This is a genomic window from Paractinoplanes pyxinae (genome assembly GCF_026626335.1).
GTDB classification, from domain to species: Bacteria; Actinomycetota; Actinomycetes; order Mycobacteriales; family Micromonosporaceae; genus Actinoplanes; species Actinoplanes pyxinae.
The window spans coordinates 227322-247681 of sequence record NZ_JAPNTZ010000011.1 but is presented as its reverse complement, the minus strand read 5'-3'; the positions used below and the strand labels follow the sequence as shown (position 1 = coordinate 247681).

Below are 20360 nucleotides of genomic sequence, written 5' to 3'. Positions count from 1 at the left end.
GAGCGTCAGACCTCCATTCCGAAGTTGGCGGTGAACCGGACGTCGCCCTCGACCATGTCGCGCATGTCGCTGACGCCGTTGCGGAACATCAGGGTGCGCTCGACGCCCATGCCGAACGCGAAGCCCGAGTAGCGCTCGGGGTCGATGCCGGCCGCGACCAGCACCTTCGGGTTGACCATGCCGCAGCCGCCCCACTCGACCCAGCGCGGGCCGTCGCGGTGCTGGGCGAACCAGACGTCGAACTCGGCCGACGGCTCGGTGAAGGGGAAGTAGTGCGGGCGCCAGCGGGTACGCGCGTCGGGCCCGAACATCGCCCGGGCGAAGTGGTCGAGCGTGCCCCGCAGGTGGGCCATCGTGATGCCCTCGTCGACGACCAGGCCCTCGATCTGGTGGAAGACCGGGCTGTGGGTGGCGTCCAGCTCGTCCGAGCGGTAGGCGCGGCCCGGGCTGACCACATAGATCGGAGGCTGCCGGGTGAGCATCGTGCGCACCTGGCCGGGTGAGGTGTGGGTGCGCATGACCAGACCGGGCAGGTCGACGTAGAAAGTGTCCATCGACCCGCGTACGGCGTTGTCGGGCCCGATGTTGAGGGCGTCGAAGTTGGCCCACTCCAGTTCGAGCTCGGGGCCCTCGACGATGTCGTAGCCCATGCCGGCGAACAGGTCGCCCATGTGCTCCATGAGCGTGGTCAGCGGGTGGCGGGCGCCGCGGGGACGCCTGTCCCACGGCAGGGTGACGTCGACCCGCTCGGTGACCAGCACCTTGGCCGCGCGCTCGATCTCGAGCTCGGCCAGGCGGGAGTCGTACGCGCCCTGCACGGACTGCCGGGCCAGGTTGACCCGCTTGCCGGCGTCGGACTTGGCGGCCGGCGGCAGCGAGCCGATCTCGCGCCGGGCCAGCGAGACGGGGGCGCGGTCGCCGAGGTGCGCGGACTTCAACGTGGCCAGCTCGTCCAGGTCGGACGCGGCGTCGAAGGCCTTGCGGGCGTCGTCGACGGCGGCCTCGAGCGCGGCCGGGTCGAGCAGGGCGGCCTGCTTCGGGTCGTACGGATCATTGCGGTAGGACATGGTCTCCCTCACCTGCTGAGCCTCTTAACTCGCAGCCAGACGGCAGTGTACGGAGGCACGGCTGAGCCGCAGCCCGCCGGTCAGGGAGTTCGGGACGTGTCAGACCCGCGGCCCGCGACCAGCGGGCCGGCTAAACAGCATCATCAGGGTCGCCACACGGTCAGCATATCGCGTCAGTCACGCACCGCCACGACCATTCCGGCGTGGCCCGGGATGGGCGAATCCATCGTGGTCAGCGCGACGCCGGCCGCCTCGAGCGGGATGGTCGAGCCGACCAGGCGGCCCGGGTCGAGCCGGCCGCGGGCGACCAGATCGACCATCGGCGGATAGTCGGCGGCGGCCATGCCGTGCGAGCCGACCACGTGCAGCTCGCGGGCGACGACCAGGTCCCAGGGCAGCGGGGCTCGTGCGTCGGCGCCGAGCATGAGCCCGACCTGCACGTGCCGGCCGCCGCGGCGCAGGGCGCGCACCGAGGCCTCGGCGGTGGCGGCCGAGCCGTAGGCGTCGATCGCGATGTGCGCCTCCTGGTCGATCTGGTGCACGATCACCGCGCCCAGCGAGGCGGCCATCGAGTTGGCCGCGGGCGACGGGTCGACGGCGAGCACCTTGAGGCCGAGCGCGGTCGCGATCATGATGGCCGACAGCCCGACCCCGCCGCAGCCGTGGACGGCCACCACGGCGTCGTCGGGCACCGGGCCGTGGCCGGTCAGCGCCCGGAACGCGGTGGCGAAGCGGCAGCCCAGCGCGGCCGCGGCCACGAAGCTCACGCTGTCGGGCAGGCGGACCAGGTTGGTGTCGGCGGCCCGCACGACCACCCGCTCGGCGAACGAGCCGGGGTGGGTGAAGCCGGGCTGCGTCTGGTCGGGGCAGATCTGGGCCTGGCCGTTGACGCAGAACTCGCAGCGGCCGCAGCCGTTGACGAAGGGCGCGGTCACCCGGTCGCCCAGCGAGAAGCCGCGGACGGACGGGCCGACGGCCACCACCTCGCCGGCGAATTCGTGGCCGGGGATGTGCGGCAGCGGCACCGGGTCGTGCCCGCGCCAGGCGTGCCAGTCGGAGCGGCACAGGCCGGTCGCCCGCACCTCGATGACGGCGCCGTCGGCCGGGCAGGCGGGCTCGGGCACCACGGCGACGCGCGGGGCGGCCCCGACGGCGTCGTAGACGATGGCCCGCATCAGCGCTGCGCCCGGGCCGACGCGTACAGGCAGACGGCGGCGGCCGCGGCCAGGTTCAGGCTTTCGGCGCCGCCGTAGATGGGCACCCGCACCTGGCGGTCGGCCGCGTCGAGCAGGGCCGGCGGCAGGCCGTGCGCCTCCGAGCCGAACAGCCACGCGGTGGGGGCGGCGAGCACGCCGTCGTCGGCCAGGGAGTCGAGGTCGTCGGCGCCGTAGCCGCTGGTGGCGAGCACCTGCAGACCGGCTTCACGCAGCGGTGTCACGACGTCGAGCGGGGAACGGACCACATCTACATGAAACAACGACCCGGCCGACGCGCGGACGCATTTCCCGTTGTACGGGTCCACAGCATCACCGGCGAACACGACCGCACCGGCCCCGGCCGCGTCCGCCGTACGCAGGATCGTCCCCGCATTCCCCGGGTCCCGAATCTCCGCCACAACAGCCACCAGCCGCGGCTTCTTGGCCAACGCATCCTGCAACGGCACGTCGACCTGCTCACAAACCGCGACCAACCCCTGCGGCTGCACAGTCTCCGCCAGCGCCGCCAGGCCATCCTCACTGACTTCGGAAGTCACCTCGGCGTGCGCTGCCAGGTCGGCATACCGCTCGATCGCCTCAGCGGTAGCGAACAACTCGACGACCACCCCGGCCGCGAGCGCTTCCCGCACCGCCTGCGGCCCCTCAGCCAAGAACCGCCCAGCCAGATCGCGATCCCTGCGCCGCTGCAACTTCCGCGCATTGGCAACCCGAGGCGTACGAGCGGTGAACGTCATCAACCGATCCAGTCTTGGCTTTGATTTGCTTCTGGCTTTTGGCTTTGGCTTTTGGGCGCAACCATTCACGCACGTCGCCGGTGCGGGTTTCGCGTTCTGGACGCGCCAGCGGCCAGCGAAATGCGCGCCGGTCCCCGCGGGAGCGACGGTCTGAACCCACCACCCAGCCGGGACATCAAGAATTTGACCTTGATACACCACAGGCGCCTCCCGGTGATCGGGAGACGCCTGCAGAGAGAACGAAAGCCTACGCAGCCTTAGCCGCGCCACCGGTGCCCTCAGCAGCCACAGCCGCCTTGGCCACCTCGACGATGGCAGCGAACGCCGCCGCGTCGTTCACCGCGAGGTCGGCCAGAATCTTGCGGTCGACCTCGATCTCGGCCAGCCGCAGCCCCTGGATCAGGCGGTTGTAGGTCAGGCCGTTCGCGCGCGCACCGGCGTTGATACGCGTGATCCACAGCTGGCGGAAGTCGCCCTTGCGGTCACGGCGGTCCCGGTACGAGTACTGCATCGAGTGCAGCACCTGCTCCTTGGCCTTGCGGTAGAGGCGGGAGCGCTGACCGCGGTATCCGCTGGCGGTCTCCAGCAACGTGCGACGCTTCTTCTGGGCGTTCACTGCCCGCTTGACGCGTGCCATTTCGGTACTCCTAACAGGGGAACGGGTGTGGCGCGCGTCAGCGGCCGAGAAGCTTCTTGACTCGCGGAAGGTCGGCCTCGGCGATGACGACGGTGCCGGTCATGCGCCGGGTGACGTGCGAGGACTTGCCCTCGAGGAGGTGGCGCTTGCCGGCCTTCTCGCGGACGATCTTGCCCTTACCGGTGACCTTCACCCGCTTGCCGGTGCCGGTGTGGGGCTTGAACTTAGGCACTTGGAGCCTCTTTCTGATCCTCCCGCACGTCAGGGGGCCCAGTGGCCCCCCGATGCGTGCGGAAAAGCTGTCTACTCTGCGGTCGTGTCGGCAGTCGCGGCGGGCGCTTCACCCTCGCGCGGCTCCCGGGCGGGCTTGCCCGCCACTGCGGCGGCCTTGGTGGCCCGGTGCGGGGCCAGCACCATGATCATGTTCCGGCCGTCCTGCTTCGGGCTGGCCTCGACAAATCCCAGCTCCGAGATCTCTTCGCTGAGCCTGCGCAGGAGCCGGAATCCCAGCTCGGGGCGGCTCTGCTCGCGACCGCGGAACATGATCGTCACCTTGACCTTGTCGCCCGCCTTGAGGAACCGAACGACGTGACCCTTTTTGGTCTCGTAGTCGTGCGGGTCGATCTTCGGACGGAGCTTCATTTCCTTGATGACGGTCTGCTGCTGGTTGCGCCGCGCTTCGCGTGCCTTCAGTGCGCTCTCGTACTTGAACTTGCCGAAGTCCATGAGCTTGCACACCGGCGGCCGCGCCATGGGAGCAACCTCGACCAGATCCAGATCGACGTCCGCGGCCAGCTGCAGGGCGCGCTCGAGCGGGACGATGCCCACCTGCTCACCCTCCGGACCGACCAACCGGACCTCACGAGCACGGATCTGTTCGTTAACGCGTGGTTCGACGCTGATGGGGCCTCCTCAGAACGGTTACCTTTGCTGCCAATGTCGGTCGGCCCCGCACCCCAGGACAACTGGGTGCCGGGAAAGCAGAAGGCCTCAGCGCATGCTGAGGCCCGCTCGACCGGTCATCGACGCCCGTGAGGACGCGCCCCGGACGCCCTTGCGGGCGTCCAGGTGACCGGACCCGGCCCTCAGTGAAAGGGCTTCGGGTGGGAACCAGCGGGCTCCTCTTTCGCGCTCTGCCGGAGGCAGGGCGTGGTCGACGGCGTCAAGTCTATCAGGTGTTTTTTTCCTATGCGGCGACGGCCGCCGCGTGCAGCTTGCGCAGGGTGCGCACGCCCTCGACCGCGTAGTCCTTGTCGGCCGCCTGCAGCGCGTGCACCGAGATCTGCTCGTCGTCCAGCAGCTCGAGCTGGGCCCACGGCGAGTTCCGGTCGAACCGCACCTTGCGCACCACCGACCAGGGCAGGTCGTAGCCGCCGACGACGTTGCGGACCTTGATGTGCTCGGCGTCGGCGATCACCCGGGGGCGCAGGAAGGCCAGCACCCCCAGCCCGATCAGGATGCCCAGCCCGATCATGGCGGCCTGGTCACCGCGCTGGAACGAGCCGGAATTGTCGAAGCCGGCCGACCCCTTGAGACCGAAGCTCAGCACGGTGAAGAGCACCGCCACGGCGACTGCGATCGGGATCGCGACCCAGCGGATCTTCTTCGGGCGATAAGTGACCATCACAACCTGCAATTCGCGATATCGGTCACGAGGATAGCGCGGGCGCCCAGCTCGTAGAGCTCGTCCATGACCCGGTGCACGTCCTTGCGCGGGACCATGGCCTGCACGGCCACCCAGCCCTCGCGGTGCAGGGGCGAGACGGTGGGCGACTCGATGCCGGGGGTCAGCCCGGTGGCCTGGTCGAGCAGGTCGGCCCGGACGTCGTAGGCCAGCATGACGTAGCTGCGGGCCACGAGCACACCCTGCAGGCGGCGGACCAGCTGGGCCGCGCCGGCGTGGTCGCTCCCGGCCCGGCCGATCAGGATGGCCGACGAGCGCAGCAGCGGCTCGCCCAGCGTGACCAGGCCGGCCTGGCGCAGCGTGGCGCCGGTCTCGACCACGTCGGCGATCAGGTCGGCCACGCCGAGCCGGACGGCGTTCTCGACGGCGCCGTCGAGCCGGACGACGTCGGCCTTGAGCTCGTGCTCGGCCAGGTAGCGCTCGACCACCCCGGGGTACGCGGTGGCGATGCGCTTGCCGCCGATCTCGTCGGCCGAGGTGATCGAGCCGGCCGGGGCGGCCCAGCGGAACGTGGCCCCGCCGAAGCTGAGGTCGAGCACCTCGGCCGCCGGGACGCCGGAGTCGACCAGCAGGTCGCGGCCGGTGATGCCGAGGTCGAGGTCGCCCGACCCCACGTACGTGGCGATGTCGCGCGGCCGCAGATAGAAGAACTCGACGTTGTTGGCCTCGTCGCGGCAGATCAGGTCTTTGAGGTCGGTGCGCTGGCGGTACCCGGCATCACGCAGCATCTGCGAGGCGGGCTGGGACAGGGTCCCCTTGTTGGGGACGGCGATGCGCAGCATTACGGACGTGCTCCTTCTCTCGGTTCCTCAGAGGCGGGGTCGCACGTCACAAATGTCGATAGACGTCCTTGAGGTCGAGGCCGGTCGCGATCATCAGGACCTGGGCCTGGTAGAGCAGCTGGGAGATCTCCTCGGCGGCCCGCTCGGGGCCCTCGTGCTCGGCGGCCATCCAGGACTCGGCCGCCTCTTCGACGACCTTCTTCCCGATGAAGTGGACTCCGCGCTCCAATGCCGCGACGGTGGACGAACCGGGGGTTCGCTCCGCCGCCTTCGCCTGGAGCTCGGCGAACAACTCTTCGAACGTCTTCACGGGGAGCATTTTGCCAACTCGTCACGGGATGGCGACGAACGGCCCCAGCAGGTGAGACGTGCCCTAGGCTCCCGAGCATGGTCAGCCGATTCACCCTTCTCACCACCGGCGGCGCCGTCCTCGCGCTCGCCGCCCTCGCGGGCTGCTCGCCCGTTGAGGAGAACGCCTCCCCCGCCGCCTCGGCGAGCGCTTCCGGGGACGTTTGCCCTGCTGGAGCCCTTGCCACCAAGACCGCCGGCAAGTTGACGATCGGCACCGACAACCCGGCCTACGAGCCGTGGTTCAGCGACAACGATCCGAAGAACGGCAAGGGCTTCGAGTCCGCCGTCGCGTACCAGGTCGCCCAGCGACTGGGCTACTCGCAGGACAACGTGATCTGGACCTCTGTGACGTTCAACAACGCCATCGCGCCTGGTCCGAAGGCCTACGACTTCGACATCAACCAGTTCTCGATCACCCCCGAGCGCAAGAACGCGGTGGACTTCTCGTCGCCCTACTACCTCGTGCGGCAGACGGTCATCACCACCAAGGGCTCGAAGATCGCCGGCGCCAAGTCGCTGGCCGACCTGCAGAGCGCCAAGCTGGGCGCCCAAGTCGGCACCACGAGCTACCAGGCGGTCACCGACCTGATCAAGCCGAGCACCAAGCCGTCGGTCTTCAACAACAACGACGACGCCAAGGCCGCGCTGGTCAACGGCACCGTCGACGGCATCGTGGTCGACCTGCCGACCGCGTTCTACATGACCGGGGCCGAGCTCGACAACGGCGTCATCGTCGGTCAGCTGCCCCAGGTGGGCGTGCCCGAGCAGTTCGGGCTGGTGCTCGACAAGGGCTCGGCGCTGACCGGGTGCGTCAGCACGGCGGTCGACCAGCTGCGGCAGGACGGCACTCTCGCCGTACTGGAAAAGACCTGGCTGGCCGGTAGCGGCGGAGCTCCAGAACTCCAATGAGCTCCGGGTTATACGAGCCCAGCGCCATCCAGCAAGACCGGATCGTCTTCCGTCGCCGGCAGGCGATCCGGTCGGTGCTGCTGGCCGCGCTCTCCACGGCGATCGTGGGCATCATCCTGGGCGTGCTGATCACCGGCGCGCCCGGCTGGGACAGAGTGCGCCAGTCGTTCTTCGACCCGAGCATCGCCGTCGACTGGCTGCCCGAGATCCTCGAAGGACTCTGGCTCAACATCCGCATGCTGGTGTTCTGCGCGATCTCGGCGCTGGCGCTGGGCCTGCTCATCGCGGTGCTGCGGACGTTGCGGGGGCCGGTGTTCTTCCCGGTGCGGGCGCTGGCGACGCTCTACACGTACTCGTTCCGCGGCCTGCCGCTGATCATCGTGATCTATCTGATGGCCTTCGGCATTCCGGGGCTGCGGCTGCAGGGCACGCCGAGCGTCACCGTGCTCGGCGGGGCCGCCATCGTCATCACGTACGGCGCCTATCTGGCCGAGGTGTTCCGGGCCGGCATCGAATCGGTGCACCCGAGCCAGATCGCCGCCGCGCGGTCGCTGGGGCTCAGCTACCGGCAGTCGATGCGGTTCGTGGTGCTGCCTCAGGCCGTCCGGCGGGTGGCGCCGCCGCTGCTCAACGACACCGTCGCCCTGCAGAAGGACGTCGGGCTGATCTCGCTGGCCGGGCCCATCGACGCGATCCGGGCGGCGCAGATCGGGGTGGCCCAGACGGCCAACTTCACCCCGTACGTGGTCGCCGGCGTGCTGTTCGTGCTGCTGGCCCTGCCGCTGATCGGCATCACCGACTGGGTGACGCTGCGCGCGGCCCGACGGCAGAACGCGGGGACCTGAGATGGTGCTTTCCTGCACTGACGTCCGCAAGACGTTCGGCTCCCACGTGGTGCTGGACGGGCTCACCCTGGACGTCGGCGAGCACGAGGTGGTGGCGCTGATCGGCGCCTCCGGTTCGGGCAAGTCGACGCTGCTGCGCTGCGTGAACCTGCTGGCCGAGATCGACGACGGGGTGATCCGGCTCGACGGCGAAGACATCACCGATCCGCGGGTGGACCCCGACGCCGTACGCCAGAAGATCGGCCTGGTCTTTCAGTCGTACAACCTGTTCCCGCACATGAGCGTGCTCGACAACATCACCCTGGCCCCGGTGCGCGTGCACAAACGCCCCGCGAACGAGGCGCGGGATCAGGCGATGGAGTGGCTGAACCGGGTCGGGCTGGCCGACAAGTCAGGCAGTTATCCGGACAAGCTCTCCGGCGGCCAGCAGCAGCGCGTGGCGATCGTGCGGGCCCTGGTCAACAGTCCCCGCTTGCTGCTGCTGGACGAGGTGACCTCGGCGCTCGACCCGGAGCTGGTGGGCGAGGTGCTGACCATGATCCGCGACCTCAAGGGCGAGGGCATGACCATGGTGCTGGCCACGCACGAGATGGGGTTCGCCCGTCAGGTGGCCGACCGGGTGGCCTTCCTCGACAAGGGCCGCGTGCTTGAACAAGGTCCACCCGAACAGGTGCTGGGCGATCCGGTGGAGGCGCGCACCCGGCAGTTCCTGGCTCGCATCATCGAGGCGGGCCGGCTGTAAGAAATTCTCATGTCACGATGAGCGGGCATCCGGACATGGGAATTCTGTGATCTCCGAGGACGAAGAGCGGTTCCGACGTACGTACGCCGGGAACTTCGAACCTCTGCTCGCGTACGCGTCGCGACGGGTCGAGCACCCGGAGGACGCGGCCGATGTGGTCGCCGAGACGTTCCTGGTGGCGTGGCGCCGAAGCGCCGAGATGCCCGAGGGCGACGAGGCTCGCCTGTGGCTGTACGGCGTGGCCCGTCGCGTGCTGGCCAATCAGCAGCGCGGCGGGCGGCGCCGGGAGCGGCTGGGCGCGCGCCTGCGGGAACGCCTGACCGGCGCCGTTGTCACCGACCCGGCCGGCGAGGTGGCGCAGCGCGTGGCGGTGCGGGCCGCGCTGGATCGGCTGGGCGAGCTCGATCGCGAGGTGCTGCGGCTGACCGCGTGGGAGGGGCTGGAACCGCGCGAGGCGGCCGAGGTGCTGGGCATCAACGCGGCCGCGGTGCGCACCCGGCTCGCCCGGGCCCGGTCGCGGCTGCGCGAACTGCTGGGTCACGACTTCGAGCGGCCCGGACATGTACTCGACGTCCTGGCCCTACCCGCCCCCGAGGAGCGCCGATGAGCGACGACAGACTCGACCGCGCGGTCCGCGACGCCGACCCCTACCGGCCGCGCGACCTCGACGGGGCGGAGCAGATCCTCCTGGAGGAGATCATGTCCGTCCCTTCCCGGCGTCCCCTCGCGCGCCGGATCGCCGTCGCGGCGGCCGCCGCCGCTGTTGTCACCGGCGGTCTCGCCGCCACCGCGCTGATCAACCACCCGGAAGAGAAGACTGCGACCTCACCGGTTCCGGTCGTGTCGGCGCCCGCGAAGTACTCCACCGTGGCCCTGCGGATGGCCGAGGAGAGCCCGCGCCTGCTGGTCGACGAGCCGGGCTGGAAGGCGACCACCGCGTACGGCTTCGCCGAACAGACCGGCACCATCGTCTACACCAAGGCCGGGCTAAGCCTGGAGATGAACTGGTATCCCGGCGACCAGTACGGCAGCTACCACGACGATCGGCGTGACGTCAGCTCGCCCGCCCCGGTCACGATCGACGGCTGGAAGGGCGACCTGTTCAAGTACAGCGACACCCGCTTCGCCGTCATGCTGCAGCCGCGCGACGGGGTCTTCGTCGAACTGGGCACGGCGAGCGACGGCTGGACCCGCTCCGAGTTCGACCGGGTCAGCGCCCTCATCCACCGCGTCGGCGTCGAGACCTGGCTCGAGGCGCTGCCGCCGGAGATCGTCACTCCGGAAAAGGCGGCGAAGGAGGCGGCCAAGGTGCTGGCCGGTGTCCCCATGCCGCCCGGCTTTGAGATCACCGCGCTGAGCGACCTCGGCACCAACGACCACTACCAGTTCGTGGCCGGGGTGACCGGCCGGGTCGGCTGCGCCTGGATCGCCGAGTGGATCCGGGCCGACAAGGCGGGCGACCAGGCCGCAAAGCAGAAGGCGGCCACCGCGCTGCGCGGCAGCAGCAATTGGAAGGCGCTCCGGCAGATCGCCGATGAGGGCGGCTGGTCGTCGGTCTTCTGGGAGGTCACCAGCCAGACCGCCGCGAGCGGGCCGCCGGCCGGCTACAAGGACGCCATCGGCTGCGCCTAGGCATCGAGATCAAAAGATGTGGCGCGGCGTTGCACAGGCATGACATTGTGCAACCGCGGGCACGGGGGTGAACCGCCGAAACGGGGAGGCGGCCCTCTTGCTCTGCTGAGAGGACCGTAATGCGCCGTTTGATCGCATTTCTCGCCGTCCTGACCGCCCTCATCACCGGTTCGGTCCTGCTCGCCGCGGGCGCGCAGGCCGACACCGGGCCGTCCACCACCCGGGTCGTCACCGCCGACCGCGCCGCCCAGGGCGAGCGGGTGGTGGTGACGCTGAGCGCCATCTGCCCGACCGGCGCCACCATCAAGGTTCTGGTCACCGTCACCGCTGCCAACGACAACCGCATCGCCCAGGGCACCCGTCAGAAGAAGGCGGACTGCACCGGCGCCGCCCAGCCGATCGAGCTGCGCGTCGAGCGCAACCCGATCGGGGCGACCTTCATCGTCGGCGAGGCCACGGCCACCACCGTTCGCACGGTGTGCGACGACGCCGGCTGCGACGTGATTTCGTTCGACGAGACGATTCGGATCAGCTGATGCGCAAAATCATGGTTACCGCCCTGTCCGCCGTCCTGCTCCTTGCGCTCGGCCCCACGGCCGCCCGCGCCGCCGCCACCACCGAGATCGAGGTGTTCTGGACGACGCTCGTGGCCCGCGGGGCCGCGGTCGACGTCAACTTCGGCATCACCTGCCCGGCCGACGTCGACGGCGCGGTTACCGTCGCGATCACCCAGACCCGCGACGACGGCCTGATCGCCAGCGGCACCACGACCGAGGACTTCTCGTGCCGCAACGGCGGCATCCTGAACATCTCGCGGGTCACCGCGAGCGTGCTCGGGGCGCCGTTCGAGCGGGGCCGGGCCCGGCTCACCATGCTGGTGACCGGGGCCGCCCCCATCAGCCAGAACGTCCGGCTGCAGAACTAGTTCTTGGCCAGCTCACGGAGGACGAGGGCGGCGTCGAGCACCGCCACCGTCGACTGCCAGCCCTTGTCCTCCACCGAGTCCTCCAGGCCGGCCCGGTCGCGGGCCTGACCCAGGCTGTGGACGGTCAGCACGCCGTGGCCGACCGGGGTCCGCTCGTCGAGCGCGACCCTGGTCAGCCCGGATGTGACCGAGTCGTTGACGTACGCGTAGTGGTCGGTCTCGCCCTTGATCACCACGCCCAGGGCGACCACGGCGTCACACGTACGGGCCAGGGCCTGCGCCACGACCGGCAGCTCGACCGAGCCCGCCACCCGGACCACCACGACGTCGGTGACGCCGCACTCCTCGGCGGCCGCCCGGGCCCGCTCGATCATGTGGTCGATCAGGTCGGCGTGCCACCGCGCGCCGACGATGCCGAGCCGCAGCCCCGCCGCGTCGACCGTCTCCATCTTGGGATCACCGAAACCGGCCATATCGCCCCCTCACAGAACTTCCATCGTCACCCGCGACAGGCGGGAACGTCAGCCCAACGCCTCGAACAGGTGGCCCATGCGGTCGCGCTTGGTCCGCAGGTAGTGCACGTTCTCGGGGTGCAGCCGCACCGGCAGCGCCTCGCGGCCGAGGACCGTCAGCCCGTAGCCCTCCAGCCCGGCCCGCTTGGCCGGGTTGTTGGTGAGCAGCCGCATCGAGCGCACGCCCAGCTCGTACAGGATCTGGGCGCCGATGCCGTAGTCGCGGGCGTCGGCCGGCAGACCCAGCTCGAGGTTCGCGTCGACCGTGTCGAAGCCCTTGTCTTGCAGCTGGTACGCCTGCAGCTTGTGCAGCAGGCCGATGCCCCGGCCCTCGTGCCCGCGCATGTAGAGCACGACGCCCCGGCCCGCCTCGGCCACCCGCTGCAGGGCGGCGTCGAGCTGGGGGCCGCAGTCGCAGCGCTGGGAGCCGAAGACGTCCCCGGTCAGGCACTCCGAGTGGACCCGGACCAGCACGTCCTCGCCGTCGCCGAGGTCGCCGTGGACCAGCGCGACGTGCTCGCCGTCGTCGGTCAGGGCCCGGTAGCCGACCGCCGTGAACACGCCATGCTCGGTCGGCAGCCGGGTCTCGACGACTCGCTCGATCTGGGTCTCGCGGTGCCGGCGGTACGCGATCAGGTCGGTGATGCTGATCAGCGCGAGGTCGTGCTCGGCGGCGAACTTCTCGAGGTCGGGGCGGCGCTGCATGGTGCCGTCGTCGTTCACCATCTCGCACAGCACGCCGGCGGGCCGCAGCCCGGCCAGCACGGACAGGTCGATGGCGGCCTCGGTGTGGCCGGGACGGCGCAGCACGCCGCCCGCCTTGGCCCGCAGCGGCACGACGTGGCCGGGACGGGAGAGGTCGGTCGGCTGCGTCTCGGGCGAGGACAGCAGGCGGATCGTCCGGGCCCGGTCGGCGGCCGAGATGCCCGTGGCCACGCCTTCGCGGGCGTCGACCGTCACCGCGTACGCCGTGCCCCGCGCGTCCTGGTTGGTGTGGAACATGGGCGGCAGGTCGAGGCGGTCGGCCTCGTCCTCGGTGATCGGCACGCAGATGTAGCCCGAGGTGTAGCGGACCATGAAGGCGACCAGCTCGGGGGTGGCCTTCTCGGCCGCGAAGATCAGGTCGCCCTCGTTCTCGCGGTCCTCGTTGTCGACCACGATCACGGCCTTGCCGGCGGCGATGTCGGCGATCGCGCGCTCGACCTCGGCGAACTCAGACATGACGGTCTCCCAGCATCTTCTCGACGTACTTGGCGATCACATCGACTTCGAGGTTCACCGGGTCGCCCACGTTCTTGGCCCCCAGCACGGTCAGCTTCGACGTCGTCGGGATCATCCCGACGCTGAACGTCTCGTCGTCGACGGCCATGACGGTCAGCGAGACCCCGTCGACGGTGATCGAGCCCTTCTCGACCACGTACTTGGCCAGCTCGGCCGGGAGCGAGAAGCGCACGACCTCCCAGTCGGCGGCGGGCTCGCGGGCGACGATCCGCGCCACGCCGTCGACGTGGCCCTGCACCAGGTGACCGCCGAGGCGGCTGCCCAGCGCGGCCGCCCGCTCCAGGTTGACCTGGCTGCCCACCTCGAGCGCGCCCAGCGAGGAGCGGCGCAGCGTCTCGCCCATCACGTCGGCCGTGAAGACGCCGTCGACGTTGTCGATCACGGTGAGACAGACGCCGTTGACCGAGATCGAGTCGCCGTGCCGCGCGTCCGACGTGACCAGGGGTCCCCTGATCTTCAGGACCGCGGAGTCGCTGCCGTCGTCGGTCAGGGCTTCCACCTGGCCGAGTTCTTCGACGATGCCGGTGAACATCAGCTCTCCTCTTTGGGGTTCTTGAGCGATGCAGTGAAGCGCAGGTCGGGTCCGATCTGCGTGATGTCCTTGAGGTCGAGTTCCAACGCGTCGGCGATCGTGCCGATTCCGGCCTCGACCAGCGCCGGCTGGCCCGCGCCGAGCAGCTTCGGCGCCACGTAGCCGATGACCTGGTCGACCAGGCCGGCCTCGAGGAACGCGCCGGCCAGGGTGGGGCCGCCCTCGAGCAGAACCGAACGGATGCCGCGCCCGAACAGGGCCGTGAGCAGCGCGTTCAGGTCGACCCGGCCGTCTGGGCCGGCGCCGATCTCGGCGCTGGTGGCGATCCAGGTAGGTGCGGCGGCGTCGCGGACGCGGGCCTTTTCCGGCGTACGCCCGTCGGAGTCCACGACGACGCGGAGCGGCTGCTTGATGGCGAGACTGCCGTCGCGCAGGTCGCGGACGGTGAGCTGGGGGTCGTCGGCGATGACGGTGCCCACGCCGGCCACGATCGCATCGACCGTGCTGCGCAGCACGTGCACGTCCGAGCGGGCGGGCGCCGAGGTGATCCACTGGCTGGTGCCGTCGGCGGCGGCCGAGCGGCCGTCCAGCGTGGCGGCGAACTTCCAGGTCACGTACGGGCGGCCGCGGCGCACGGCGGTCAGCCAGGCGACGTTGCCCTCGGCGGCCTCGAGGCGGCGCACGCCCGTCTCGACCTGCACGCCGGCCGCGCGCAGGGTGACCGAGCCGCCGGCCGCGACGGGAGTCGGGTCGTCGACCGCGATCACCACCCGCTCGACGCCCGCGTTGATCAGAGCCTGGCTGCAGGGGCCGGTGCGGCCGGTGTGGTTGCAGGGTTCCAGAGTGACCACGGCGGTGCCGCCGCGGGCGCGCTCACCGGCCTGGGCCAGTGCGACGATCTCGGCGTGCGGGCCACCGGCGTACGCGTGGAAGCCCTCACCGACGACCTCGCCGCCGGAGTCGAGCAGGATGCAGCCGACCACCGGGTTGGGGCTGGTCGTGCCGAGTCCGCGGGCGGCCAGCGCGATCGCGCGCCGCATCGCCTCGTCCTCGGTCACCATCGGTGTCTTCCTCTCGCGCGGTGCTGTCACGCGCGAGGAGGGGAAGAGTCAGAGATCGCCGAAATCGGGCACGAGGGTACGCTGCGCGCACCCCGGCCGAGGGCTGGGCAGCCCTCGTTCCGATGCCGACGCGCTGTCTCCCATCCGGACTGTCTGACCAGGCGGTGCCTGATCAACCGTCGGCCCTGGAGTCTCACCAGGTCCACCGTCCGCCGTAAGCAACGACGTCCGGGTCGCGGGCTTACCAGTCAGCAGACTGGATCACCGCCGGTTCGGAATTTCACCGAGTCCCGCCAGCGCGTGGTGGGTCACCCCCGAGTTTTGCACGCCCGGCGGATTTTGCCACCCCCGGGGCGAGTCATGTCACAACCGCTTAACTTGAACGCACAACCCGGGCGACCGGCTGACCTCAGGCTTCGGCGCCGTCGGCCCGGCGGCGGTCGATCGCCACGTACGAGCCGGGCTGGGACTTGGCGACCTTCTTCATCTCGGACGCGACGCCGATGACCACGCGAGGGTCGGTGAACCGGCGCCCCTCGACAGTGGCCTGGGCCACCCCGATCGAAAGGGTGACCAGGGCGGCGCGGTTCTTGTTGCCGCGGCGGTCGGGCACCTCGATGTAGCCCCGCTTGGCGTCGAGCTCGTCGTAGAGCTGATCGGCCGCCTGCTCGAAGTCGGTGACCGTGCGCTTGGTCAACGGGAGCACCTGGTCCGGCGTACAGATGAAAACGAAGTCGTCGCCGCCGATGTGGCCCAGGAAGATCGGGGGCCGGCCGACCGAGGCGACCGCACGGTGCAGGCTGCGAGCCAGCGCCCCGATGAACTCGTCGCCGCGGTCGAAGCCGTACACGTCGTTGACGCTCTTGAACCGGTCGATGTCGATGTAGCCCACCGAGTACTCGCCGCCCGCCTTCATGCGGTCGGCGATCTCGCGCCGCACCCGCGCGTTGCCGGGCAGGCCGGTCAGCGGCGAGGTCTCGCGGAACTCTTTGTTGCGGCGCAGGGTGGACGAGACGCGGGCGATCAGCTCGGCCGTGTCGAACGGCTTGACCAGGTAGTCGTCGACGCCGGCGGTCAGGCCCACCACCTTGTCGACGGTCATGCTCTTGGCGGTCAGCATGATCACCGGAAGGGCCGACGTGAGCGGCTCGGCGCGCAGCCGGCGGGTCAGCTCGACCCCGTCCATGCGCGGCATCATCCAGTCGACCACGGCCAGGTCGGGGCGCTGGGTCTCCATCAGCTCGAGGGCGTCCTCGCCGTCGCGGGCGCGGATCACCTCGTAGCCGTGCATCTTCAGGTTGAACTCGACGAAGCTGGCGATGTCCTGATCGTCGTCGACGACCAGGATCAGATCGGGCCGGTCCTCGGGCTCGGGACCGAGGTCATCGTGCTGGGGATCAGCGACCCCTGTGCTCATCCCGCTCCTTCCACGAGAGCCCGCAGCTCGGCGATGGCCCGGGCCGGGTCGTGCGCGCCGTAGACCGCCGTGCCCGCCACGAAAGCGTCGGCGCCGGCCTCGGACGCCTGCTCGATCGTGTCGGCCGCGATGCCGCCGTCGACCTCGAGGCGCACCTCGAGACTGTCAGCATCGATGCGGCGGCGCACCTCGCGCACCTTGTCGAGCATCTCGGGCAGGAACTTCTGCCCGCCGAAACCGGCCTTGATGGTCATGATGAGCAAAGTGTCCACATGAGGCAAGAGGTCGAGGTAGGGCTCGACGTCCGTGTCCCGGTCGATGGCCAGGCCGGCCTTGGACCCGGCGGCCCGCAGATTCTTGGCCAGCGCGACCGGGTCGGCGGTGGCTTCGGCGTGGAACGTGACGTTGTACGCGCCGGCCTCGGCGTAGCCGGGCGCCCAGCGCTCGGGGTCGGTGATCATCAGATGGACGTCGAACGGGATGCTCGTCGCCTTGCGCAGGCTCTGCACCACCGGCAGGCCGATGGTCAGATTGGGTACGAAGTGGTTGTCCATGACGTCGACGTGCACCCAGTCGGCGGCGCCCTCGATCGCGTGCACCGACTCGGCGAGGCGGGCGAAATCGGCGGCCAGGATGCTGGGGGCGATGATCGGCGAAGGTGTCACGCGCCGAGTCTATGACTTCCGCCGCCCCTGATCTTCCCGCCGGGGAACAACGGCCAGCCGATAGAGTGACGCCGCTTGATGCGACCGGGCGGGAGAACGACATGCGGCGATGGGCGGCGGCGGTGGCCGGCGTCCTCATGCTGGCCCTGACCGGCTGTTCCGACCGGCCCGGCGGCGTCGACGGCGACCTCACGAACGGCTGGGCGCCGCCGCCCGCGGCCCAGCAGTTCCGCCCGGCCGCCGCGCAGTGCCACGCCGACCTGGTCGACGAGGGCACCATCGACGACTACGCGCCGGTCGCCTGCCGCGGGCCGCACCGGGCCGAGACCGTCGCCGTGGCCGACCTGCCCGAGCTGCCGGCCGGCGAGCGCCGGGGCCGCGCCTTCCGGGAGTGCTCGAAGCGGGTCACCACGTTCCTGGGTGGCGACTGGCGTACCGGCTGGCTGGTGTTGCAACCCGTGCTGCCGAGCGCCGCGGCGTGGACCGGCGGCGCCCGCTGGTACCGCTGCGACCTGGCCCAGACCTCCCCGTCCGGCGGCGACCTGGTGCGCCGCTCGGGCAGCCTCAAGGGCGCGCTGGCCGGAGCCGGTCAGATCCGTATGACCTGCGCCGACCCGTCGGTCGTGGGCGAGCGGGTCGTCGCCATGCGCCCGGTGGCCTGCGCGGGCCGGCACACCGCCGAGTTCGCGGGCGTCTTCGAGAGCAAGCGCGCCGCGGTGGCCGCCCTGACCGCGGCCGAGATGGAGAAGGGCTGCCACAGCACGATCGCCCGGTTCACCGGCATCCCCGACAACGGGAGCGTGCGGCATCGGGTGGGCTGGCTCGGCTTCCCGCCCGACGCCGCCTCATGGAAGCTCGGCGACCGGGCGGTCCGCTGTTTCCTGTGGCTCAACGGCGAGCTGATGACCGGCACCTACAAGAACGCCGGCACCCGCAAGTTGAAGATCCACTACGTGTACCGCTGACGCCTCAGCTTGTGCGGCGCAGCACCGCCAGGAACATGGCGTCCGTGCCGTGGCGGTGCGGCCACAGCTGCACCGTCGGGCCCGAGCCGAGGCCGGGCATGCCCGGCGGCAGCAGCGGACGGGCGTCGACGAAATCGACCTCGACACCGCTGCGGCGCGAACCCTCTGTGACCGTCACCTGCGTCTCGACCATGTGCGGCGAGCACGTCACGTACGCGACCACACCGCCCGGCCGTACCGCCCGCAACGCGGCCACCAGCAGCTCACGCTGCAGCTTGGTCAGCGGGGGCAGGTCGGCCGGCTGACGGCGCCAGCGCGACTCGGGGCGGCGGCGCAGCGAGCCCAGGCCGGTGCAGGGCGCGTCGACCAGCACCCGGTCGAACCCCTCCTCGGGCAGGTCGGGGTCGCGGCCCACGGAACGGCCGTCGACCGGCAGCACGGTCACCGGCATGTTCCGGGTGGCCTGCTCGACCAGGCGGGCCCGGTGCTCGGACACCTCGACCGCGGTCACCTCGGCGCCCCGGGCGGCGGCGATCGAGCCGATCAGCCCGGTCTTGCCGCCGGGGCCGGCGCAGAGGTCGAGCCAGCGGGTGTCCCGGCCCTCCATCGGCGCGGCCAGCAGCGCGGCCGCGACCAGCTGGGAGCCTTCGTCCTGGACGTGGGCGCGACCGTCCTGGATGGCGGCCAGCTCGCGCGGCGAACCACCGTTCAGATAGACCGCGTACGGCGAGAAGGCCCCGGGCACGCCGCCGACCTCATCGGCCAGCTCCACCGCGTCGGCCCGCCCCGGCCGGGCGCACAGGTGCACCACCGGCGGCTGGTTGTCCTCGATCAGCAGGCGGGTCGTGTCGGCCAGGTCGCCGCCCAGCGACTCGGCGAACGCCCGGATCACCCACTCGGGGTGGTTGTGGTGCACCGCGAGGTTCCCGATCGGGTTCTCGTCGTAGCTGGGCGCGAGCTTTTCGAGCCACTTCTCGAGCGGGGTCTCGGCGATCGTGCGCAGCACCGCGTTAGCGAAACCGGCCGCGCCGGGGGCGACCGAGCGCACCAGGTCGACGGTCTGGCTGACGGCGGCGAAGGCGGGCACCCGGGTGTGCAGCAGCTGGTAGGCGCCCAGCCGCAGGGCGTCGCGGGCCGGCGGGTCGATGCGGGCCACGTCGCGCCCGGCGGCGTCGGCCACGATCAGGTCGAGCGTGCCGAGCGTGCGCAGCGTGCCGTAGGTGAGCTCGGTCGCGAAGGCGGCGTCGCGCCCGTCGAGCCGCATGTCCCGCAGGATCTCGGCCAGCACCAGATTGGCGTACGCGTCGTCGCGGTGCACCGCCGCGATGGCCTCGTAGGCGGCCTGGCGAGCGGGATCGGATGGAGGCCGGCCGGCGCGGGGGCCCCGGCCCGTACGGGAATCACGGTCGTAGCCCGGCCCGCCCGGCCGCCGCGGACGTCCCGAACCGTGCGGCCGATCGGCCCTGTGGTCGGTCACTGAAGCTTCTCCCCCGGCTGAATGCGCAGCCCACGAGCCCAGTCGGTGGCGGCCATGGGCTTCTTGCCCGCGGCCCGCACCTCTCCCAGCGCGACCGGCGTGGTCGCCGTGCCCACCAGCACCTGGGACTTCTCGACGAGCAGGTCGCCCGGCGCGAGGGCCGGACCGTTGGCCACCGGCCGCACCGGGCCCAGCTTGAGCCGTTCGTCACGCAGCGTCGTCCACGCGCCCGGAGCCGGGGTGCAGGCCCGGATGCGCCGGTCGACCGCGAACGCCGGGTCGGCCCAGCGGATGCGCGCGTCGTCAACGGTCAGCTTGGGCGCGAGCGAGATGCCGTCGGCGGGCTGGGTGTGGGCCCGGGCGGTGCCGGCCTCGATCGCGTCGAGCACGGCCACCAGCAGGCCGGCGCCCTCGGTGGCCAGCCGCTCGAGCAGGTCGCCCGAGGTGTCGGTGGGCCGGATGTCCTCGGTCAGGGTGCCGTAGACCGGGCCTGTGTCCAGCCCCGCCTCCAGCTCGAAGACGCTGGCCCCGGTCACCTCGTCGCCGTGCAGGACGGCGTGCTGCACGGGGGCGGCCCCGCGCCAGGCGGGCAGCAGCGAGAAGTGCAGGTTGACCCAGCCGTGCTTGGGGATCTCGAGCGCGCTCGGGGGCACCAGGGCGCCGTACGCCACCACCGGCACACAATCGGGCGCGAGCGACCGCAGCCGCTCCTGGAACTCCGGCTCACGCGGGCGGTCCGGGGTGAGCACTTCGATGCCGCGCTCGTCGGCCCAGGCCGCGGCGGGCGAACGCACCAGGCGGCGGCCCCGCCCGGCCGGGGCGTCGGGCCGGGTGACCACGGCCAGCAGCTCGTGCCCCGAGGCGGCGATCGCGTCGAGGCTGGGCACGGCGACGGCCGGCGTGCCGGCGAAGACCAGGCGCAACC

General features: G+C 71.0%; 25 protein-coding genes and 1 riboswitch. Of the genes, 8 read left to right on the top strand and 17 right to left on the bottom strand.

Annotation, left to right across the window (positions count from 1 at the left end; translation table 11 throughout):
* Positions 1-5: 5 nt before the first annotated feature.
* The 9 genes from pheS to OWR29_RS30415 all read right to left on the bottom strand — a co-directional run bounded on the left by pheS (position 6) and on the right by OWR29_RS30415 (position 6431).
* Complete coding sequence (pheS, locus tag OWR29_RS30455) at positions 6-1067, bottom strand: phenylalanine--tRNA ligase subunit alpha (protein ID WP_267566905.1); 1062 nt, start codon at positions 1065-1067, stop codon at positions 6-8.
* Between the two features lie 173 nt (positions 1068-1240).
* Positions 1241-2242: an alcohol dehydrogenase catalytic domain-containing protein gene (locus OWR29_RS30450; protein WP_267566789.1), complete on the bottom strand. Its 1002-nt coding sequence runs from the start codon at positions 2240-2242 to the stop codon at positions 1241-1243.
* Positions 2242-3018, bottom strand: a complete 777-nt coding sequence (locus tag OWR29_RS30445; protein ID WP_267566904.1) for a TrmH family RNA methyltransferase — start codon at positions 3016-3018, stop codon at positions 2242-2244. The genes OWR29_RS30450 and OWR29_RS30445 overlap by 1 nt, the downstream gene beginning before the upstream one ends.
* A 247-nt stretch (positions 3019-3265) precedes the next feature.
* A complete protein-coding gene (rplT, locus tag OWR29_RS30440) occupies positions 3266-3655 on the bottom strand; it encodes a 50S ribosomal protein L20 (protein WP_267566787.1) in 390 nt (129 codons plus the stop codon).
* Between the two features lie 37 nt (positions 3656-3692).
* On the bottom strand, positions 3693-3887 hold the full coding sequence (rpmI, locus tag OWR29_RS30435) for a 50S ribosomal protein L35 (protein WP_221378067.1): 195 nt from the start codon (positions 3885-3887) through the stop codon (positions 3693-3695).
* 71 nt (positions 3888-3958) lie between these two features.
* Positions 3959-4558: a translation initiation factor IF-3 gene (infC, locus tag OWR29_RS30430; protein ID WP_267566903.1), complete on the bottom strand. Its 600-nt coding sequence runs from the start codon at positions 4556-4558 to the stop codon at positions 3959-3961.
* 283 nt (positions 4559-4841) lie between these two features.
* The gene (locus tag OWR29_RS30425; RefSeq protein WP_267566784.1) at positions 4842-5279 is read right to left on the bottom strand and encodes a PH domain-containing protein; all 438 of its coding nucleotides are present in this window, start codon (positions 5277-5279) and stop codon (positions 4842-4844) included.
* Entirely contained in the window at positions 5279-6121 is an 843-nt protein-coding gene (gene hisG, locus OWR29_RS30420) for an ATP phosphoribosyltransferase (RefSeq protein WP_267566783.1), read from the bottom strand. The genes OWR29_RS30425 and hisG overlap by 1 nt, the downstream gene beginning before the upstream one ends.
* A 46-nt stretch (positions 6122-6167) precedes the next feature.
* Entirely contained in the window at positions 6168-6431 is a 264-nt protein-coding gene (locus tag OWR29_RS30415) for a phosphoribosyl-ATP diphosphatase (RefSeq protein WP_127503214.1), read from the bottom strand.
* A 77-nt stretch (positions 6432-6508) separates the two neighbouring features.
* Here OWR29_RS30415 and OWR29_RS30410 point away from each other — a divergent pair, with 77 nt between their 5' ends.
* The 7 genes from OWR29_RS30410 (at position 6509) to OWR29_RS30380 (ending at position 11525) form a co-directional block, all read left to right on the top strand.
* Positions 6509-7381 carry an ABC transporter substrate-binding protein gene (locus OWR29_RS30410; protein ID WP_267566779.1) on the top strand — a complete coding sequence of 291 codons (873 nt, stop codon included), beginning with the start codon at positions 6509-6511 and terminating at the stop codon, positions 7379-7381.
* Entirely contained in the window at positions 7378-8226 is an 849-nt protein-coding gene (locus OWR29_RS30405) for an amino acid ABC transporter permease (RefSeq protein WP_267566777.1), read from the top strand. The genes OWR29_RS30410 and OWR29_RS30405 overlap by 4 nt, the downstream gene beginning before the upstream one ends.
* A 1-nt stretch (position 8227) precedes the next feature.
* Positions 8228-8968, top strand: coding sequence for an amino acid ABC transporter ATP-binding protein (locus OWR29_RS30400; protein ID WP_267566775.1), 741 nt, complete (start codon positions 8228-8230; stop codon positions 8966-8968).
* 46 nt (positions 8969-9014) lie between these two features.
* Positions 9015-9575 (top strand): RNA polymerase sigma factor, encoded by a 561-nt coding sequence (locus OWR29_RS30395; RefSeq protein WP_267566774.1) that lies wholly within the window; start codon positions 9015-9017, stop codon positions 9573-9575.
* Positions 9572-10600, top strand: a complete 1029-nt coding sequence (locus tag OWR29_RS30390) for a hypothetical protein (protein WP_267566773.1) — start codon at positions 9572-9574, stop codon at positions 10598-10600. Before OWR29_RS30395 ends, OWR29_RS30390 begins: the two co-directional genes overlap by 4 nt.
* 119 nt (positions 10601-10719) lie before the next feature.
* A complete protein-coding gene (locus tag OWR29_RS30385) occupies positions 10720-11136 on the top strand; it encodes a hypothetical protein (protein WP_267566771.1) in 417 nt (138 codons plus the stop codon).
* Positions 11136-11525, top strand: coding sequence for a hypothetical protein (locus OWR29_RS30380; RefSeq protein WP_267566769.1), 390 nt, complete (start codon positions 11136-11138; stop codon positions 11523-11525). Before OWR29_RS30385 ends, OWR29_RS30380 begins: the two co-directional genes overlap by 1 nt.
* On the opposite strand, the gene ribH is transcribed toward OWR29_RS30380, so the two are convergent.
* The 6 genes from ribH to rpe all read right to left on the bottom strand — a co-directional run bounded on the left by ribH (position 11522) and on the right by rpe (position 16993).
* The gene (gene ribH / locus OWR29_RS30375; protein ID WP_267566767.1) at positions 11522-11998 is read right to left on the bottom strand and encodes a 6,7-dimethyl-8-ribityllumazine synthase; all 477 of its coding nucleotides are present in this window, start codon (positions 11996-11998) and stop codon (positions 11522-11524) included. The genes OWR29_RS30380 and ribH overlap by 4 nt on opposite strands.
* Before the next feature lie 48 nt (positions 11999-12046).
* Positions 12047-13258, bottom strand: a complete 1212-nt coding sequence (locus tag OWR29_RS30370) for a bifunctional 3,4-dihydroxy-2-butanone-4-phosphate synthase/GTP cyclohydrolase II (RefSeq protein WP_267566765.1) — start codon at positions 13256-13258, stop codon at positions 12047-12049.
* Complete coding sequence (locus OWR29_RS30365) at positions 13251-13850, bottom strand: riboflavin synthase (RefSeq protein WP_267566763.1); 600 nt, start codon at positions 13848-13850, stop codon at positions 13251-13253. The genes OWR29_RS30370 and OWR29_RS30365 overlap by 8 nt, the downstream gene beginning before the upstream one ends.
* Positions 13850-14911 (bottom strand): bifunctional diaminohydroxyphosphoribosylaminopyrimidine deaminase/5-amino-6-(5-phosphoribosylamino)uracil reductase RibD, encoded by a 1062-nt coding sequence (gene ribD / locus OWR29_RS30360; RefSeq protein WP_267566761.1) that lies wholly within the window; start codon positions 14909-14911, stop codon positions 13850-13852. Before ribD ends, OWR29_RS30365 begins: the two co-directional genes overlap by 1 nt.
* 128 nt (positions 14912-15039) lie before the next feature.
* A riboswitch (FMN riboswitch) is annotated at positions 15040-15213 on the bottom strand.
* A 107-nt stretch (positions 15214-15320) separates the two neighbouring features.
* The gene (locus tag OWR29_RS30355; RefSeq protein WP_267566760.1) at positions 15321-16328 is read right to left on the bottom strand and encodes a GGDEF domain-containing response regulator; all 1008 of its coding nucleotides are present in this window, start codon (positions 16326-16328) and stop codon (positions 15321-15323) included.
* The gene (rpe, locus tag OWR29_RS30350; RefSeq protein WP_267566759.1) at positions 16325-16993 is read right to left on the bottom strand and encodes a ribulose-phosphate 3-epimerase; all 669 of its coding nucleotides are present in this window, start codon (positions 16991-16993) and stop codon (positions 16325-16327) included. Before rpe ends, OWR29_RS30355 begins: the two co-directional genes overlap by 4 nt.
* Positions 16994-17094: 101 nt before the next feature.
* Between rpe and OWR29_RS30345 the strand changes: the two genes are divergently transcribed.
* Positions 17095-17958, top strand: coding sequence for a septum formation family protein (locus tag OWR29_RS30345; RefSeq protein ID WP_267566758.1), 864 nt, complete (start codon positions 17095-17097; stop codon positions 17956-17958).
* Positions 17959-17962: 4 nt separating this feature from the next.
* Here the strand turns inward: OWR29_RS30345 and OWR29_RS30340 are convergent, their stop codons facing one another.
* The gene (locus OWR29_RS30340; RefSeq protein ID WP_438872673.1) at positions 17963-19435 is read right to left on the bottom strand and encodes an RsmB/NOP family class I SAM-dependent RNA methyltransferase; all 1473 of its coding nucleotides are present in this window, start codon (positions 19433-19435) and stop codon (positions 17963-17965) included.
* Positions 19432-20358 (bottom strand): methionyl-tRNA formyltransferase, encoded by a 927-nt coding sequence (fmt, locus tag OWR29_RS30335; RefSeq protein ID WP_267566901.1) that lies wholly within the window; start codon positions 20356-20358, stop codon positions 19432-19434. Before fmt ends, OWR29_RS30340 begins: the two co-directional genes overlap by 4 nt.
* Between the last annotated feature and the right edge of the window lie 2 nt (positions 20359-20360).

Bases quoted from the DNA above. Each gene is read 5' to 3' on its own strand.
- rplT (WP_267566787.1), bottom strand. From the start codon at position 3,655: ATGGCACGCGTCAAGCGGGCAGTGAACGCCCAGAAGAAGCGTCGCACG.
- OWR29_RS30370 (WP_267566765.1), bottom strand. From the start codon at position 13,258: ATGTCTGAGTTCGCCGAGGTCGAGCGCGCGATCGCCGACATCGCCGCC.
- ribH (WP_267566767.1), bottom strand. From the start codon at position 11,998: ATGGCCGGTTTCGGTGATCCCAAGATGGAGACGGTCGACGCGGCGGGG.
- ribD (WP_267566761.1), bottom strand. From the start codon at position 14,911: ATGGTGACCGAGGACGAGGCGATGCGGCGCGCGATCGCGCTGGCCGCC.
- OWR29_RS30365 (WP_267566763.1), bottom strand. From the start codon at position 13,850: ATGTTCACCGGCATCGTCGAAGAACTCGGCCAGGTGGAAGCCCTGACC.
- OWR29_RS30355 (WP_267566760.1), bottom strand. From the start codon at position 16,328: ATGAGCACAGGGGTCGCTGATCCCCAGCACGATGACCTCGGTCCCGAG.
- OWR29_RS30400 (WP_267566775.1), top strand. From the start codon at position 8,228: ATGGTGCTTTCCTGCACTGACGTCCGCAAGACGTTCGGCTCCCACGTG.
- OWR29_RS30445 (WP_267566904.1), bottom strand. From the start codon at position 3,018: ATGACGTTCACCGCTCGTACGCCTCGGGTTGCCAATGCGCGGAAGTTG.
- OWR29_RS30345 (WP_267566758.1), top strand. From the start codon at position 17,095: ATGCGGCGATGGGCGGCGGCGGTGGCCGGCGTCCTCATGCTGGCCCTG.
- OWR29_RS30380 (WP_267566769.1), top strand. From the start codon at position 11,136: ATGCGCAAAATCATGGTTACCGCCCTGTCCGCCGTCCTGCTCCTTGCG.
- OWR29_RS30450 (WP_267566789.1), bottom strand. From the start codon at position 2,242: ATGCGGGCCATCGTCTACGACGCCGTCGGGGCCGCCCCGCGCGTCGCC.
- pheS (WP_267566905.1), bottom strand. From the start codon at position 1,067: ATGTCCTACCGCAATGATCCGTACGACCCGAAGCAGGCCGCCCTGCTC.
- OWR29_RS30425 (WP_267566784.1), bottom strand. From the start codon at position 5,279: ATGGTCACTTATCGCCCGAAGAAGATCCGCTGGGTCGCGATCCCGATC.
- OWR29_RS30385 (WP_267566771.1), top strand. From the start codon at position 10,720: ATGCGCCGTTTGATCGCATTTCTCGCCGTCCTGACCGCCCTCATCACC.
- OWR29_RS30390 (WP_267566773.1), top strand. From the start codon at position 9,572: ATGAGCGACGACAGACTCGACCGCGCGGTCCGCGACGCCGACCCCTAC.
- OWR29_RS30405 (WP_267566777.1), top strand. From the start codon at position 7,378: ATGAGCTCCGGGTTATACGAGCCCAGCGCCATCCAGCAAGACCGGATC.
- hisG (WP_267566783.1), bottom strand. From the start codon at position 6,121: ATGCTGCGCATCGCCGTCCCCAACAAGGGGACCCTGTCCCAGCCCGCC.
- OWR29_RS30410 (WP_267566779.1), top strand. From the start codon at position 6,509: ATGGTCAGCCGATTCACCCTTCTCACCACCGGCGGCGCCGTCCTCGCG.